This window comes from Bartonella sp. CL162QHHD, assembly GCF_042195435.1.
Lineage (GTDB): Bacteria > Pseudomonadota > Alphaproteobacteria > Rhizobiales > Rhizobiaceae > Bartonella.
In genome coordinates this window covers 81209-98496 of the sequence record NZ_JBHIOG010000024.1, presented here as the reverse complement: position 1 = coordinate 98496, position 17288 = coordinate 81209, and the positions used below count along the sequence as shown (strand labels likewise).

The 17288-nt window shown below is 37.0% G+C and carries 14 protein-coding genes; 7 read left to right on the top strand and 7 right to left on the bottom strand.

The features are described from left to right. Positions 1-15 precede the first annotated feature (15 nt). Positions 16-759, top strand: a complete 744-nt coding sequence (locus ACFILD_RS02855) for a TlyA family RNA methyltransferase (RefSeq protein ID WP_375637430.1) — start codon at positions 16-18, stop codon at positions 757-759. Next, entirely contained in the window at positions 756-2009 is a 1254-nt protein-coding gene (locus tag ACFILD_RS02850; protein WP_375664729.1) for a class I SAM-dependent RNA methyltransferase, read from the top strand. Before ACFILD_RS02855 ends, ACFILD_RS02850 begins: the two co-directional genes overlap by 4 nt. Before the next feature lie 518 nt (positions 2010-2527). Here ACFILD_RS02850 and tldD read toward each other — a convergent pair. Both tldD and ACFILD_RS02840 read right to left on the bottom strand, forming a co-directional pair. After that, a complete protein-coding gene (gene tldD / locus ACFILD_RS02845; protein ID WP_273791351.1) occupies positions 2528-3952 on the bottom strand; it encodes a metalloprotease TldD in 1425 nt (474 codons plus the stop codon). 110 nt (positions 3953-4062) lie between these two features. Next, complete coding sequence (locus ACFILD_RS02840; protein ID WP_273791352.1) at positions 4063-4602, bottom strand: invasion associated locus B family protein; 540 nt, start codon at positions 4600-4602, stop codon at positions 4063-4065. A 344-nt stretch (positions 4603-4946) separates the two neighbouring features. Here ACFILD_RS02840 and cyoE point away from each other — a divergent pair, with 344 nt between their 5' ends. The 4 genes from cyoE to rnhA all read left to right on the top strand — a co-directional run bounded on the left by cyoE (position 4947) and on the right by rnhA (position 8552). After that, positions 4947-5882, top strand: coding sequence for a heme o synthase (gene cyoE / locus ACFILD_RS02835; protein WP_273791365.1), 936 nt, complete (start codon positions 4947-4949; stop codon positions 5880-5882). Positions 5883-6064: 182 nt separating this feature from the next. Next, entirely contained in the window at positions 6065-7120 is a 1056-nt protein-coding gene (gene ispH / locus ACFILD_RS02830; RefSeq protein WP_375631385.1) for a 4-hydroxy-3-methylbut-2-enyl diphosphate reductase, read from the top strand. Further along, a complete protein-coding gene (locus ACFILD_RS02825) occupies positions 7120-8079 on the top strand; it encodes a homoserine kinase (protein WP_375664728.1) in 960 nt (319 codons plus the stop codon). The genes ispH and ACFILD_RS02825 overlap by 1 nt, the downstream gene beginning before the upstream one ends. A 5-nt stretch (positions 8080-8084) precedes the next feature. Next, positions 8085-8552, top strand: coding sequence for a ribonuclease HI (gene rnhA / locus ACFILD_RS02820; RefSeq protein ID WP_375637427.1), 468 nt, complete (start codon positions 8085-8087; stop codon positions 8550-8552). A gap of 26 nt (positions 8553-8578) precedes the next feature. On the opposite strand, the gene ACFILD_RS02815 is transcribed toward rnhA, so the two are convergent. Continuing rightward, on the bottom strand, positions 8579-9457 hold the full coding sequence (locus tag ACFILD_RS02815) for a protein-disulfide reductase DsbD domain-containing protein (RefSeq protein WP_375664727.1): 879 nt from the start codon (positions 9455-9457) through the stop codon (positions 8579-8581). Positions 9458-9528: 71 nt separating this feature from the next. Here ACFILD_RS02815 and ACFILD_RS02810 point away from each other — a divergent pair, with 71 nt between their 5' ends. Continuing rightward, positions 9529-10113: a YqgE/AlgH family protein gene (locus tag ACFILD_RS02810; RefSeq protein WP_375631387.1), complete on the top strand. Its 585-nt coding sequence runs from the start codon at positions 9529-9531 to the stop codon at positions 10111-10113. Between the two features lie 42 nt (positions 10114-10155). On the opposite strand, the gene ACFILD_RS02805 is transcribed toward ACFILD_RS02810, so the two are convergent. From ACFILD_RS02805 to ACFILD_RS02790, 4 genes are all read right to left on the bottom strand, one after another. Further along, positions 10156-13041, bottom strand: coding sequence for an EAL domain-containing protein (locus ACFILD_RS02805; RefSeq protein WP_375631388.1), 2886 nt, complete (start codon positions 13039-13041; stop codon positions 10156-10158). A gap of 398 nt (positions 13042-13439) precedes the next feature. After that, complete coding sequence (locus ACFILD_RS02800; protein ID WP_375631389.1) at positions 13440-14714, bottom strand: M16 family metallopeptidase; 1275 nt, start codon at positions 14712-14714, stop codon at positions 13440-13442. A gap of 82 nt (positions 14715-14796) precedes the next feature. Next, positions 14797-16194: a threonine synthase gene (thrC, locus tag ACFILD_RS02795; protein ID WP_375643150.1), complete on the bottom strand. Its 1398-nt coding sequence runs from the start codon at positions 16192-16194 to the stop codon at positions 14797-14799. A 637-nt stretch (positions 16195-16831) separates the two neighbouring features. Beyond that, positions 16832-17194, bottom strand: coding sequence for a hypothetical protein (locus ACFILD_RS02790; protein WP_273791361.1), 363 nt, complete (start codon positions 17192-17194; stop codon positions 16832-16834). Between the last annotated feature and the right edge of the window lie 94 nt (positions 17195-17288).

The window sequence follows — 17288 nt, the reverse complement described above, 5'->3', positions numbered from 1 at the left end:
AAATTCGAGTATGAGATGGCTGCCAGAAAAAGACTCGATATTCTTTTAGTTGAAAAAAACTTTTTTAAGACACGTTCACGCGCACGTGATGCTGTTATGCGCCAAACTGTTAAAGTTAACGGAGAAATCGTTTTTAAAGCTGGGCAAATCGTTTTTGATGATGCAGAGATTACCGTTTGTGATCCAGCGCAGAATTATGTTTCTCGGGCAGCGTTAAAATTGATTGCTGCACTTGATGCATTTCCAATTATAACAGATAAAGTGACAGCCATTGATGTTGGTGCATCAACAGGTGGTTTTACGCAAGTTCTCTTAGAGCGTGGAGCAGATCATGTTATTGCCGTTGATGTTGGGCATCATCAATTTGATAAACGTTTATTGGGCAACAGTGCTATAACGTTATTAGAATGCTTGAATGTCAGAGATTTTAAACAGGAACATTTAGGTGGGCGAGAAATTGATCTTATCGTTTCAGATGTTAGCTTTATTTCGCTCAAACTTGCATTGCCTCCCGTGTTGTCTTTAGCCAAGAAGGGTGCCCAAGCTGTTTTACTGGTAAAGCCTCAGTTTGAGGTTGGTCGTAAACATTTTAGTAAGGGAGGAATATTAAGTCCATCAAGTGCTAAAGAAACTGCTGAGGCACTTTTTGTTTGGTTAAATACACAAACAGGGTGGAGTGCAAAAGGTTTAATTTCTTCCCCTATTACAGGTGGTGATGGCAACGTGGAATATTTACTATTCGGAGAAAAACAAGAGTGAATGACAATGTCATAATCGATCATATCGGAGCAAATGGTTATGGTATTGCTAAGACGTCTCACGGCTTCGTTTCTGTTCCTTTTACTTTACCAGGAGAGTGTGCTGAAATTACTGTTCATGGAAAATATGCAACATATATAGCATTAAAAGAAAAATCATCAGAACGCATTGATACTCTTTGTCAGCATTTTGGAGAATGTGGAGGGTGTACTCTTCAGCATTGGCATATGGATGCTTATCGCGTATGGAAACAACAATTGGTTGTTGAGGCGCTTAAAAAGTATGGACTTAATAATGTTGTTGCGCCTTTAATAGAATGTAAACCTTATAGCCGACGGCGGATTACTCTAACAGCATCCATGACCCCACAGGGGCAAAAAGTTGGTTTTAACCGTTATCTCTCTCATGAGATTGTAGCTCTTGAGGAATGCCCAGTAAGCCGTCCAGAGCTTATTTCTCAGTTGCATAATATCAAAGAGCTCTGTGCTTTTCTAAAGAACTCTGCCAAACGGTTTCATGTTACGATAACATGTGTTGAAAATGGTTTAGATGTTACTTTAAGCGGTTGCATTATACACCATGAATCACTTCGTCAGAAAATGATCAGTGCTGCTCTTTCATATGGGATTATACGTTTATCTGTTGAAGGTGAAGTTTTGGTTGAACGAGAAAAACCAGAGATTTACTTTGGAGATGTCCGTGTTGAATTTCCTTCTGGTGGTTTTCTGCAAGCAACTTGTGAAGCGGAAAATATAATGGGCAATATTATTTTGACTCATTTAAAAAAAGCAAAGAATGCTGTTGATTTGTTTTCAGGGGTAGGAACATTTACCTTGCGTATGGCAAAAAAGATGAATGTTCATGCAGTAGAAAATAATGAAGATGCATTAAGAAATCTAAATACAGCAGCACGTTTTGCGACTGGTTTAAAAACGGTCACTTGTGAAAAACGTGATCTTTTCCGACATCCCCTTTCTGTAAAGGAACTTGAATGTTTTGAGAGTGTTGTTTTGGATCCTCCCCGTGCTGGTGCAGAGCAACAAGTACGTGAATTAGCGAAGACAACAGTATCACGTGTTGTGGCAATTTCTTGTAATCCTACTACATTTGCTCGTGATTTATCTCTTCTTGTTGCAGGGGGGTATACAGTAGAAAAAATCATACCGATCGATCAATTTTTATGGTCACCACATGTCGAAATTGTTGCTGTTTTGAGCAAAAAGAAAAAAAAGAAAGGTTGGAAACTTTAGCCTAATTTTTTTTAAAAGTTTACCTGAGTATTATTATAAAATCTCTCCAAAATTTATCTATAATAATAACCTTTTTCTCGTTGATCTAAGAGCACTGAATGTAGAAAGTGCTTTTTTATTATGAAATATAAAAGACAAGTTACCCCACACAAAAAAACCACAAAAAAGACGAATGGATTACGAAGAATATGTGTCTGAATAAGCCTGTTCCATCGTTATATTTACCATCTCCCAATGTTTCTAAAATTCTTGGTACTTGAGACGGTCCATAAGAAGAATCTTTAGTTCTTTCTTGTACAGTTTTTATCCATATAACTCTCCCTGCCTGTAATGTATAAACGAATGATTTTGATTGGTTCAACAGACACAGATTTAAAATGAGAGAATCTTACGGTATTCAAGGTTCTAATACAATATGAATAACGCTAGATTATCTTTATAAATCAATGCATTGTACCCCCTCACAAAATGGTCGTAATAGACGAGAAGGAGGCAATACGGGGAAGGAATGAGCAAGCTTATTCCTCTATAAGCGCAGTTCCACCGATTGTCATATTATTGATTCGAAGGTGAGGTTGGCCAACACCAACAGGGACATTTTGGCCAGCTTTTCCACACATACCAATACCATTATCTAGTTTACTATCATTACCAATCATTGTGATACGTTTCATAGCATCCGGTCCATTTCCAATAAGAGTTGCCCCTTTGATTGGTGCACAAATTTTACCATTTTCTACTCGGTATGCTTCAGTACATTCAAAGACGAATTTTCCAGAAGTAATATCAACTTGTCCTCCACCAAATGAAACAGCATAGATACCACTTTTAAGTGAAGAAAGGATTTCTTCAGGTGTTTTATCTCCTCCTAGCATGATTGTATTGGTCATTCGTGGCATTGGTGCATAAGCATAAGATTCACGCCGTCCATTTCCAGTTGATTTACCTCCCATAAGCCGTGCATTAAGCCTGTCTTGCATAAAACCAACGAGCTTTCCATCTTCAATGAGAACGTTATATCCTGAAGGGGTCCCCTCATCATCAACAGTGAGAGAGCCACGGCATTGTGGAATTGTTCCGTCATCAACAACTGTAACACCTTTTGCTGCAACTTGTTGTCCTAAAAGTCCAGCAAAAGCGGATGTTTTTTTACGGTTAAAGTCACCTTCTAAACCATGACCTACGGCTTCATGGAGCATAACACCAGGCCATCCGTTGGCTAAGACAACATCAAAAGATCCAGCAGGTGCTGCTTCTGCTTCTAAATTTGTTAAAGCCATACGTAAGGCTTCATCTGCAGCTTTCTTCCAATTGTCTTCATGAATAAATTGGTTAAATGCTTGTCTCCCTCCACACCCATAAAAACCATTTTCACGTCGATTGCCTTCAGCTACGACCACAGATATAGAAAGTCGCACAAGGGGACGAATATCACGAACCAAATAACCATCTGCACGTAAAATTTCAACATGTTGTAGTGAGCCGGAAAGAGAAACAGTCACTTGATGCAATTTATCATTTTTAGCACGTAAATAGGCATCAATTTTTTGCAAAAGAGCACTTTTTTCTTCAAATGATGGAGCATCAAGGGGATTATGCGGTTGATAAAGTCTTTTGTTTGTTTGTTGAGGTGCTATACTATAAGGCCCTGCATGATTATTATAGGTAACAGCTTTAGCAGCTTCACTGGCACGTTTGAGTGCAGCAGCTGATAACTCACTAGAGTGAGCATATCCAGTAGCCTCTCCAGCAACAACGCGTAGTCCAAATCCCATATCTTGATGAAATGAGCCGTTTTTAAGCTGCCCATTATCAAATAAAAGAGCTTCGCTTTCTGTGTACTCAAGGTAAAGCTCACCATCATCAGCATGATGAAGTGTTTCCTGTACAAGTGATTGCACTTTAGAGGAAGCAATATCAAAATGATCAATCAGCGATTTCATAAGAATTATCCTATTTTTATGAGGGCTTAGAAGATTTTTATCAATCTAATTTTAAGAATCTTTCAAAATATACGATGAAATTTCAATCGTTTAAAGTGTATTGATTTCACTCATGTTGGTAAGGTTGCATAGGCGTCGCCAAGACCATGAAGGTCAACAAAACCTCCAATCCCTTGTTCCGGAGTTGTAAAGATAAAATAGGTTGCCATTTTTCCTTTTAAAAAGAGCTGCAATATGTCTTCTTTAAGAAAGGCTTCAGCAACACAATTATCACCAAGACAACGACGATATTCCATTCTGCCCATATTTTTATCGTCAATTTTAATTCCAACGCCAGGACGTAATTCAACGCGAATCGGAACAAAAACACGCATCAAGGCACCTTGCTTTTGAGGAAGTTTATAAAATGTAACGCGCAAGGTAATATCTTGACGCCCTTGTGTGTGAACGTTTTGTACAACTTCACACTGCATGTTAGGTGTACCTGGTGGTAGAGAACAAACTTTTGTCCATGCACCATAGGTTTGTGGAGCAGGGACACTTTGCGCATAGGGTGTTTGTGCAAATGCATGACTGATAAAACTACTATAAAGTGTGTAAAAAACAGTGCCAATAAAAAAAGTTTTTTTGAGTAATTTATAAAGTATCACAGAAAATCCTATCCGACTCAACACTCACAACCATGCATAGATTTACATAAAAAATGAATTCCCTATAAAAAACTATAACACAAAATCAGTATTTACCCAAATATATTAATTCATAGGATATATTTTTATGATACACTTGTAATATGGGAAAGAACGTTGATTGAAAAAATGTGTTTTTATTGCCAGTATTTTCATCTACTTTTAGGGTATACGTGCGAAAGAGATATTTCATATTTTCTCAAAAATACGATTGGTCTTAATTGGTCATTTCCATACGCTAGATAATATTTGTCAGATAATATTGGGTTTGTGAATGACAGAAATGGAAAAGGGCTTTGAGTGGAATGTCAGTTTCAGAAAAGTTATCGGTTGTGAATGGTAAATCAACGCCACCAAAATCCACTATTAGTGATTATATCACATTATTAAAGCCACGTGTTATGTCTCTTGTGATCTTTACGGCTTTAGTTGGTTTGATGGTGTCTCCTGTTCCTATCAATCCGTGGTATGGTTTTTTAGCAATTTTATGTATTGCTGCTGGTGGCGGTGGTGCGGGAGCACTGAACATGTGGTATGATGCTGACATTGATGCTGTGATGGAACGGACTAAAAAGCGTCCCATTCCCATGGGTAAAATCAGCTCTCAAAAGGCATTTATTTTTGGCATGGTTCTTTCTATGCTCTCGGTATTGGTTATGGGGAGCTTCATTAATTGGTTTGCGGCATTTTTTCTTGCTTTTACGATTTTCTTTTATGTCGTTATCTATACAATTTGGTTAAAGCGTATCACACCACAAAATATTGTTATTGGTGGTGCTTCTGGGGCTTTTCCACCAATGATTGGATGGGCCGCGGCAACAGGGACAGTGAGTATTGATAGCTTTTTATTATTTTTGATCATTTTTATGTGGACCCCCCCCCATTTTTGGTCTCTTTCTTTATTTTCATCTCTTGATTATGAGGCTGCAGGCATCCCTATGATGCCTAATGTACGAGGTGAACATTCAACAAAAAAACAGATTTTATTTTATACTATTTTGATGGCATTATGTGCTGCTGCTCCTTGCTTTATTGGTCTTGGCGGAATTTTTTATGCTATTTTTTCAACAATTTTAAGCATTATCTTTATTTATTTTGCCTATCGTTTATGGAAAGCTGATACACATAATGAAACTATTTTGATGGCCAAAAAAACGTTTTTCTTTTCGTTACTCTATTTGGCAGCTATCTTTGGAGTTCTTTTGATTGAATCTCTTGTTTGGTATTTTATCGCTCTTTAGGCAAATAAAATGAAAAAGCAAATTTAAAAAGAGCTTTTCTTCAAGAAAATTCTGTAAGAAAACACGATAGAGTCTGTTCTTATGCAAAAGATGATATTGCGCGTTTTTTTACATTGCTTATTCATGTATAATAATAGGTTGTTTGAATATATAGCTAAAACTATAGAGATTAAGGATGATTTATGTCTGGACTTCCCCCTTTAACGATACGTCTTTGTGGTCCACGTGGATTTTGTGCAGGGGTTGATCGTGCTATCCAGATTGTTCTGCTTGCATTAAAAAAATATAGTGCTCCAGTATATGTTCGTCATGAAATTGTACACAACCGCTACGTGGTTGAGGGATTACAGCAACGGGGAGCTGTTTTTGTCGAAGAACTTGATGAGATTCCAGAAGAACATCGCAATCAACCGGTTGTTTTTTCTGCTCATGGTGTACCAAAATCTGTTTCAGAAGAAGCGCGATGCTATAATTTGTTTTATCTCGATGCAACATGTCCGTTGGTCTCGAAAGTGCATAAACAAGCGATACGACATCAACGTCATGGTCGTCATGTTATATTGATTGGTCATGCTGGTCATCCTGAGGTGATAGGGACAATGGGACAGCTTGAAGAAGGGGCTGTGACGCTTATTGAAACGATAGAAGATGCTTTGCATTATCAACCCAATGATCCAGATAAATTAGGATTTGTGACACAAACAACGCTTTCTGTTGAAGATACTGCAGGAATTATCGATATATTACAACAACGTTTTCCTACATTAGCAGCCCCAGCGGCTGAGTCAATTTGCTATGCTACAACGAATCGACAAGATGCGGTTAAAGCAGCGGCAAAGGGGAGCGATTTGTTTTTGATTGTTGGAGCACCAAATTCTTCTAATTCACGACGTTTAGTAGAGGTTGCCGAAAAGTCTGGTGCGCGGCAAGCTATTTTAGTTCAGCGCGCTGATGAAATTAATTTTGAAAACCTAAAATCTCTTTCTATTGTCAGTCTTTCAGCAGGGGCTTCGGCTCCTGAAATTATTATTGATGAAATTATTTCAGCATTTCGTGAGCGTTATGATGTCACAATAGAATTAGCTGAAACAGCGGTAGAAACGGAAAAATTTTTAGTGAGTCGCGAATTACGTGACGTCATTTTAACGTCTCAAGATATGGCTTTCGTCAATGGTCAAGCAAATAATGCAAAAAATGAAAATCAGAATACAAACATATCTACAACGAAAGCAGAATAATGGCCGTTTATACAGATATTCACCCAAATGATTTAAAAGTGTTTTTAACACGTTATGCAATAGGATCACTTTTGTCTTATCAAGGTATAGAGGAGGGGATTGAAAATTCTAATTTTATGTTAGAGACAACACAAGGGCGATTTATTTTAACACTTTATGAAAAGCGTATTTCAAAAGATGATTTACCTTTTTTTTGTCGCTTGATGCAGCATTTAGGACAGCGTGGAATTCCTTGTCCTCAACCTGTTATTCAAAATGATGGAATGATGATCTGTGAATTAGCAGGACGTCCTGCCGCTATTATTACTTTTCTGGAAGGAGAGTGGATCCGCCAGCCCAATATAGATCATTGTGGCGAAGTGGGGATGGGGCTCGCACAATTACATTTAGCAGGACAGGATTTTACACTTAGTCGTAAAAATACTCTTTCTGTTATGGATTGGAAGGTCTTGTGGCAACGTTGTCAAACCAAAGAAGATGCATTGTTAAAAAAATTTGGACAAAAAATTGAGTTGGAATTGGCTTTTTTACAGAAAAATTGGCCGTTCAATTTACCAATAGGCATTATTCATGCAGATCTATTTAATGATAACGTCTTTTTTGTGAATCATCGTCTTTCTGGGATGATAGATTTCTATTTTGCTTGTAATGACTTTTTTGCTTATGATTTAGCGATCTGTTTAAATGCTTGGTGCTTTGAGCCTGATCATTCCTATAATCTTACCAAAGCACGTAAGTTATTGGAAAGTTATCAAAAAATAAGACCATTGATCCCTTTAGAATTGGACAAGATGGTTTTATTAGCTCGTGGTGCGTCTCTACGTTTCTTACTCACACGTCTATATGATTGGTTTAATACACCGCCTAATAGCTTTGTTATTAAGAAAGATCCATGGGAGTATTGGCACAAGCTTTGTTTTTTCAGTAATGTAAATTCGCTAAGTGAATTAGGTTTTTAAATTTTATGGCAACTCAACAAAAAGTCGTTGAAATTTATACAGATGGTGCTTGCTCAGGGAACCCTGGAATTGGAGGATGGGGGGCAATTTTACGCTGGAATGGTCATGAACGGGAGCTTTATGGCGGTAAGATTCATACGACAAACAATCAAATGGAACTCATGGCGGCTATTTGTGCATTAAAGGCGCTTAAAGAGCCCTGTTTGGTCGATCTTTATACAGACTCAGTTTATGTGCGTAACGGTATATCTAAGTGGATTGAAGATTGGAAAAAGAATAATTGGCGCACCGCATCAAAAAGTCCTGTTAAAAATATGGAGCTATGGCAAGCTCTTGAGGATGCTAGTTCTTGTCATACAGTCAGATGGCACTGGGTAAAAGGGCATGCGGGACATCCAGAAAATGAACGCGCAGATGCCCTTGCTCGCAAAGCAATTACTCAATATCGTGAAAATGGACGTTTTCCAGCATAATTGCTGTTTGGGAGCTTTTTCTTTTATCACGGAGTCGCAAGCGGGGTTGGCTGCGTATGGAATATGAATGTTCCACTTAAGGCGTGATCTTTAAAAGAAATTGTATAAAAAATTTTTTGGTTTATTTCTTCTGGTGCGAAATAGAGTGGAGCACTGAAGAGTGTATATTCTGCGTTATCACTGACTTTTCTTGCTGCTCCAATTTGCATTTCTCCTCCATCTAAAAAGAGAGAGGAAGGTGTAGTTTTGTTGTTATTTTGTATTTTTATAAGAAGGGTACTGTTATTTTTTTCGGCACTTATTTTTAGTGCATTCTGCATCATGCGGGGCAAAGAATCTTGCGCCTTTTTTAAGAAGGAAGCAGGAAGATGTTTATTTTTAAGAGCAGATGGCGAAAAATCAAAGTTAATAGTAAATGGAAGACAGATTTTATTACATAATCCAAGAGTGAAAGCACCACTTAAATTTTTGCTTGAACCAGAAAGATTGAAGGGCAATATTACTTTATCTTTATAACCTAATGACCAATCATTTTCTGTTTCAAAAAGCTGTGGAGTAGGATAAAAGATTTCATAAGAAATCTGTTGGTTGAAATTAAAAAATGGTGCCATGCCAGAATTACCTGGATTACGCCAGTAAGTTTTCCATCCTGGTTTAAGCTCAATTTCAATAATGCCTTCTCTTATTCCAGAAAGAGAAGGTTCAGTGATCGCTAATCGGATACGACCACCATCTGATTCATACCAAGATGTTGCGAAAAGCTGGAGTTTTTGTTCTGTTTGAGCATTTACAGGAATGTTAAGTAATTCTAAAACTATGAATGTTAAGCTTAAAGTAACTAAAAGCTTTTTATAAAAGAAAGTTGCGATATTTTGTAAATTTGTAAATATACGACTTTTTTTCATTGGAGTTTTATTTTCCTAGTGTGCTAAATGAACAAACTTTTATCATGTAAATTATGGAGAATAACAGATTAATGAAGCGGTGTAATGGCTTTTTAGGTGGACAATTACTCATAGCAATGCCTGGGATGAATGACAAACGCTTTATTCGTTCTGTTATTTATATTTGTGCGCATTCTAATGCCGGTGCGATGGGCATCATTCTTAATCAATTGCATCATATTGATTTTCCAGAGCTTTTGCTTCATTTGGGAGTCATAGACAGTGGCCAAAAAAAAAGTCTTTCTGAACCAATAAAACAGTTTCCAGTTCGCTATGGTGGTCCTGTTGATCCTTTGCGTGGTTTTGTCCTTCATTCAGATGATTATGCTTGTGAAGAAACTGTTTTTATTGCAGATAAGATCTGTTTTACTGCGACAATTGATATATTAAAAGCGATCAGTTGCGAACAAGGTCCGCAACATGCACTGGTCGCATTAGGCTATGCTGGATGGAAAGCGGGGCAACTTGAGGCAGAAATTTCTACAAATGGTTGGCTAATCAGTTCTACATCACCTAGTTTTCTTTTTGAAAGCGATTTAAGCTGCAAATATGATAAAAGTTTAACACGCATGGGTATCGATCCAACTTATCTTGCTTCTGAAATGGGACACGCGTAGAGTTTTTTCTAAGCTTTTTAAATTTACACGTTATTTTATCCATTATGTTTTTATTTTATAAGGGAAATGGCTCTGAACGAGTGTAATTAATTCTTCTATGGCAATCGGTTTCGTCACAAGTGTACTTTGAACATATTTACAGCCTTCTTGACGAAGAAAGATTGCTTCTTTTTCATTTTCAACACCTTCTGCGATAATTTGCAAATTAAGATCTGTTGCCATATTAATGATAGACTTTAGAACAATTTTCTTCTTAAGAGAGTCGATTGAGATAAGTGAACGATCAAGTTTAACCATATCAAATGGATAACGTACGAGATAGGTTAGAGACGAATAACCTGTTCCAAAATTATCGAGTGCGAGATTCATTCCAAGTGTTTTAATTTGTTCAAGAAAGTGCGCTGATTGTTCAGGATTATTTCTTAAGACAAATTCAGATATTTCAATCATCAGACGCCCTTTGTGGAGCGGATGGCGAAGCAAAGCGGCACGCAATTGACTGATAAAACGGGGATGAATCATTTCTGCGCTTGGTAAATTAATTGAAATAAAGAAAGATTGTTGGGAAAATTTTTCTTGTACATTTATAAGATCAATAATGGCATTATCGATGATAAATTGTGACAAATCCATAACAATTTGTTCATTTTCTACGATTTTTATGAAATCAGAGACATTTAAATTTCCATAAGTGGGATGATGCCATTCTACAATTGTTTCAAAACCAATAATATGTCCGTCTGATAAATTAAGAATAGGATGGTAGAGGATTTTCATCTCATTACGTTTTATGGCATAATGAACATCTTTCTCCAGAGTATTATGTTCGAGACCCAAAGTGCGAAAATTAGGACGAAAAGGTTCAATATGGTTTCCACCCATTTGTTTTGCGCGAATCATCGCTAATTCACTATCATTAAAAATATCTTTAGCCGTCGATCGGCTTTCACTCCATGTAACCAATCCGATAGAGGTTGAAAGGATTATTTTGTTTTCTGAAAGTGAAATAGGTGCTGAAATTGTTTTGTGCAAATGATCTGCAAATGCTGCAATTTTTTGTGGTTCGGTTTCACTAAGTAAAATAATTGCAAAGCGGTCTGCTGAAAGACGCGATAAGGTGTCTTGAAAGTTAATGAGACGATTTAAACGACGTGCGATTATAAGCAGTACAGTATCCCCAACTGCTATGCCTAATTTGCGATTAATTTGGCGAAAATTGTCAAAATCAATCATAAAGACAGTCGGTCTAATTTTGATATTTGCTTTCGCTAAAGAGGTATAATTTTGTAGTCTATCAAAGAAAATTTGTTGGTTAGGAAGTCCGGTTAAGCTGTCGTGGATTGCATCATGCAATAAGCGTTCTTCGGATTTTTTATGGTTAGTAATATTGACAATGGTTCCAATGACACGTGTGATTTTTCCATCTTTTTGCATAGCCGGACGTGCACGAAGAGAAAACCAATGATAATAACCACCACCGGAAGAAAGACGAAAAATTTGATCAATGCGCCCTTTTTTATTTTTAAGAATGATATCCAATACAGCTTGAAAGCGTTCACGATCATCATGGTGCAAGGCTGAAATCCAGTTGCGCATAGGTCCATTGAGGTTATGAATTTCAGTACCAAAAAGGGTTGCCATGTTTGGATGTACAACAATACGGTCACGCTCGATATTCCAATCCCAAATAATATTTCCAGCACCCTTTGCTGCGAGTACTTGTTGTTCCAGGTCGGAAAATATTCCTTCATGGAAAGCGTCATTAGAAAAAGTTTGTTGCAGGACAGTAAAGCTTATGAGAAGAACAATGAGCACTAATCCCCCCGCTAATGCTGGCTGGATAATATCATTGTTTAAATGTCCAGCTATGCAAGCATAGGCTCCAACACACCAAAAGCTAATGAGCAACCATGTTGGAATAAGCATAATAGCGCGGTCATAGCTTCTGATTGAGAAATAGATGATTAATATTATACCAAGCACAGCGGTAAGGCCAAAAGACAAACGCGCAATTCCAGCTGCTCTGATGGGATCATAAATAGCAAAGGCTCCTAGACTGCAAAAGGCAATGGTCCAAGCGATAGCACCGTAACTAAAATGATAATGCCAGCGGTTAAGGCTGAGATAGGTAAAAAGAAAAATGAAGAGTGTAGCAGTAAGAGCTACTTCTGTACCAGCACGCCAGATTGGTTGTGTTGTGAGTGTAACTGCAAAGAATTTATTTAAAAAGTTGAAGTCAATACCAATATAAAAAAGCACTGCCCAAGCAACAGCAGCTGTTGCAGGAAACAGCCCTGTTCCACGGACGACGAAGAGAACAGTTAACAAAAGCGCTAAGAGACCTGATATCCCGAGAAGAATACCATGATAAAGCGTATAAGAATTAATTGCATCTTTATAAGCTTCAGGTTGCCATAAATAGATTTGCGGTAGATTTGCAGAGTTAAGTTCGGCCACAAATGTAACAACAGCACCAGGGTTAAGAGTAATACGAAAGATATCAGAGTTTGCACTAAGTTGACGATCGAGGGAAAAACCTTCGCTTGGCGTTATGGATTGAATCCTTGCTGATCCAAGGTCTGGCCAAAAAAATCCAGAACGTGCCATGCGGTAATGGGGGGCAACAATGAGACGATCAACTTGTTCATCTGTTGGATTTGCAAGAGAAAAAACTGCCCAATTTCCGGAAAATTTTTCATTTTTTGCCTGCACTTCAATACGCCATACAATACCATCTGGTCCTGGCGCTGTACTTGTTTGAAAAATAGAGTTGTTTGTATGGTGAATTTCAATTGCTTTTGAGAGATCAAGAGCAGCATCTTGAGAAGAAATTTTAACTGGCTCAATTGCTTGTGCTGATGTAAGATGGACAAAAGAACTAACGACTACAATGAAAATGATGTCAATTATTTTACGCAAACTCTTCACAATGTCCCACTCTCAATATTTTAGGATGTTTAATTTTCATTTCGATTTTTGAGAAAAAACGTCCACCTTTTATAATTTATTTACATAATAAATTGTTATCACTTTTTCTTAAGTTGTGTGATTTTATATACAAATAAACCACATACCCATTTGCTCCAATAGAACTTGAAGCGAATGAAGTTTTATATTTTAAAAGGGCAAAGTTAAACCATAAATTTCCAGATTTCACGGATATACCTTCACTCATTAGAATCTTTATCACATGAAGTATGAATTGGGTAGTTTTGTACGCCTCTTTGCCCAATATTTCCAAAACTTATTTAATTAGAAGAGCTTTTGTGGTAAATTTTATGATAAAATATGTGATGTTATTGTGATGCTGCTTTGAAAAGAAGTTTTTACTTTAGCTTGTATGAAAGAGTTGACGTTAAATCATCAAAATTTATGAGGGGTCCTACAGGTCCGACAGCAGTTAGTGTTGGTGTGGAGTTTGTAAAAAGACGATGTGCTAAATCAGTTAATCTTTTAGGAGTAATGAGATTGAGGCGTTCAATTGTTTCCGATATTGGAATTGGTCGACCATAAAGGAGTATTTGGCGAGCAATGAGATGTGCTTGACTAGAAGGATTTTCCTGTGACATTGTCAGGTTCGCACGATATTGCGTTTGTGCTCGTTGTAGTTCATTAGCGTGAATATTTTTGCTGACCTTGGAAAGTTCATCAAGAATCACAGGAATAAGTTCTTTGAGCCCTTCTTGTCCGGTAGCTGCGTGAACACCAAAAAGTCCAGTATCTGAAAATCCCCAATGAAAAGCATAAATAGAATAGCATAATCCACGTTTCTCTCTTACCTCTTGAAAAAGACGTGAAGACATACCACCACCAAGAATGATTGAAAGAATTTGGGCCGCATAAAAATCACGCGCGTGATAAGCGCGTCCTTCAAACCCTAGAACAACTTGTGTATCCATTAAATCGCGATATTCACGAAAGTCGCCACCGACATAATTTGCAAGATTAGTAAGAGGTGCGGTTGAATGGGAGCGAAAAGTACCAAGACGACTTTCAACTTCTCGCACGAAACTTTCGTGCTTTACAGCTCCTGCTGCAACGACAATCATACGATCTGCACTATATTGTTTATTGATGAAATCATGGAGATCAGTAGATGTAAATGATTGAATAGTTTTAGCTGTTCCTAAAATAGAGCGCCCAAGGGATTGATGACGAAAGGCTGTTTCTGTAAAATGATCAAAAACAATATCATCAGGAGTGTCATGGGCAGCACCAATTTCCTGAAAGATTACTTGTTTTTCTCGTTCTAGTTCATTGTCGTCAAATTTTGAATGCATTAAAATATCGGCTAAAATATCTATAGCAAGAGGGATATCGCTTTTAAGTACACGTGCAAAGTAAGCTGTTGTTTCAATACTGGTTGTAGCATTTATTTCACCGCCAACATCTTCAATATCGGTTGCAATTTGAAAAGCAGTGCGGTTTTCGGTTCCTTTAAAAGCCATATGCTCAAGAAGATGAGCAATACCATGCTGTGTGGAGGTTTCATTGCGTGAGCCCACTTTAACCCATATCCCGAGGGCAACACTATCAATTTGTTGCATTGTATGTGTGGCGATAGTCAAACCATTACTAAGGCGACATATATCTACATCCATGTATTTACAACTCCATTAATAAGCTAAATACCTCATTGTAAAGGTATTAGAATATTCTTGATTTAAATTAATGCAGCTAACTTTAATAAGATGCACGCGATTTTAAAGAAATATAATCTTTTACTATTTTTTCATCATTAGCAAGACTTATAAAATGTTCTTCGTGTTTCATTACATCATTGAGATGAGATGGCCATGGAGCATGAAGGCCACAAGCGCTTTTAATCGTATCAGGAAATTTAGCTGGATGAGCCGTGGCAAGAACGATCATTGGAATATGCGGTTTTTTGTTTTCACGCGCTACTTGAAGAGCAACCGCTGTATGTGGATCAACAAGATAGCCACTTTCCTTATAGACACTATCAATTGTTTGAGCTGTTGTAGCCATGTTGCTTTTCCCGGCGGAAAATAGGGAACGAATATTTTTGAGTTGCTTTTCATCAAGAGTAAAGAGCCCCGTTTTTTTCAAGTTTTCCATTGCATTGCGAATCCAGATTGGATCACGATTGCCACTTTCAAAGAGCAAACGTTCAAAATTAGAAGAGACCTGAATATCCATAGAAGGTGATGTTGTATGGACTATTGGTTGTGTTTCATAAGTACCACTGGTCAATGTACGTACAAGGATGTCGTTATCATTCGTTGCGATGACCAGTTGAGCAATGGGTAATCCCATACGGGCTGCGACATAACCTGCAAAAATATCACCAAAATTTCCAGTAGGAACAGTAAATGAAACAGCTCTATCAGGAGCTCCTAAAGAAAGTGCAGATGAAAAATAGTAAACAATTTGCGCCATGATACGCGCCCAATTTATAGAATTCACACCTGAAAGTGCTCTTTTTGTACGAAAATTGTGGTCATTAAACATTGCTTTGACAAGGGCTTGGCAATCATCAAAATTTCCTTCAATGGCAATGGCATGAACATTTGAACATTGATTGGTTGTCATTTGCCGTTGTTGAACAGGTGATACACGTCCTTTAGGAAATAAAATAAAAATATCTGAGTGTTCTTTTCCAGCAAAAGCTTGTATCGCAGCTCCACCTGTATCACCTGATGTTGCAGCAATAATCGTTGCACATCTATTTTTTTCAGTCAAAACATAATCCATCAGTCGAGAAAGAAACTGCATTGCTACATCTTTAAAAGCTAAAGTAGGACCATGAAAGAGTTCAAGGATAAATTCATCTGCTCCAGTTTGTCGTAACGGACAGATTGCTGGATGGTGAAAGGTTGCATAAGATTCAGCGATCATATTTTCAAAAGCTGTATATTCGATTTCGTTATTCACAAAGGGCCACAGAATAGTTTTAGCAATTGTTGTATAGGACTGACCACGAAGTGCTCGTAACGCATCAAATGATAGCTGAGGAAATTTATCTGGCAAATAAAGTCCCCCATCATTTGCCAACCCTGTCATGATTGTTTCCGTAAAGCTTAAAGCAGGAGCTTCACCTCTCGTGCTGATATATTCCATAAGTCTTATCCTTTTTTTTATTTCTGGCAAATTGGTGAAGTTATTTATTTCACGTTTTTCATAATATTTAAATTATTAAATGGATAGAGCTTCTTTTCTTCTTTTTAACTCAATAATGAAAGGAAATAGTCTTAAGCATTTTTATTTTTAAGATATAAACGTCAAATGTTCACAGAAAATCTGTTGCAGACGAAAATTTCCTCTCTATTATTCACTCACTTAAATTTTACAACGTATCTTCACTTGTGCACCTTCTAAAATAATAAAATTAAATAGATAGAATGGTAGTTACTGAAGAACTTTTGTATAAAACTCAATCATTCATAGTTATTTTATGCTCTTAATACTTTGTAACAATTACATCTGCTAAACCGAATGTTAAAATGATACATCTCAGAATTCACACTGGAAGATTTATAAGGTAATTTTATGGCATTTCGTGCGCAAATCTATACTTTGCATAATCTTTTTTTAGCATAATTTATCATTTTGTATAATAATAGATATTATATTTATGCTATACAGTATGGTAACTTAAAGTTTATCCATAGAAAACATACAACAGCCTGCTAAATGATGTGAAGCAGGCTGTAAAGTATTCTCATTTTTAATAGAAAAAATACTGAGTATCTTTGAATTATTTTCCTTTAATTTTTCCTATTGCACATCCGATTATCCCGCTAAATATGGACATAACAAATCCAGTCAAGAATCCAAAACCTAAAGCTCCTACTGTAGAAAAAATTCCTAGCGTAATTGGTTCAAACACTTTCTCAAATTTTCCTTCAAAGGCAGATTCACTTTTTGCTTTATGAGTGAAACTTGGGACATAAAGAGCCGCTATATCGATAGCTTTTTTCTTTCCTTGTTCTATTAAAGAGACAGTTTCCCATTGAGTATCATTGTTCAAATGATTGGCATGAACATTTATAACTTGTGAAAGCAAAAAAGAAACTGCTATTAAAATATTTAATACGTAAGTTTTCAATACTTTAATCATAATTTTTCACCAATACTTTTACTTTTATTTTAATCTGAATTGAATAGATTCGTCGGCAGAATTAGTGCACATTGAGAGAAACAGAAGCATTTAA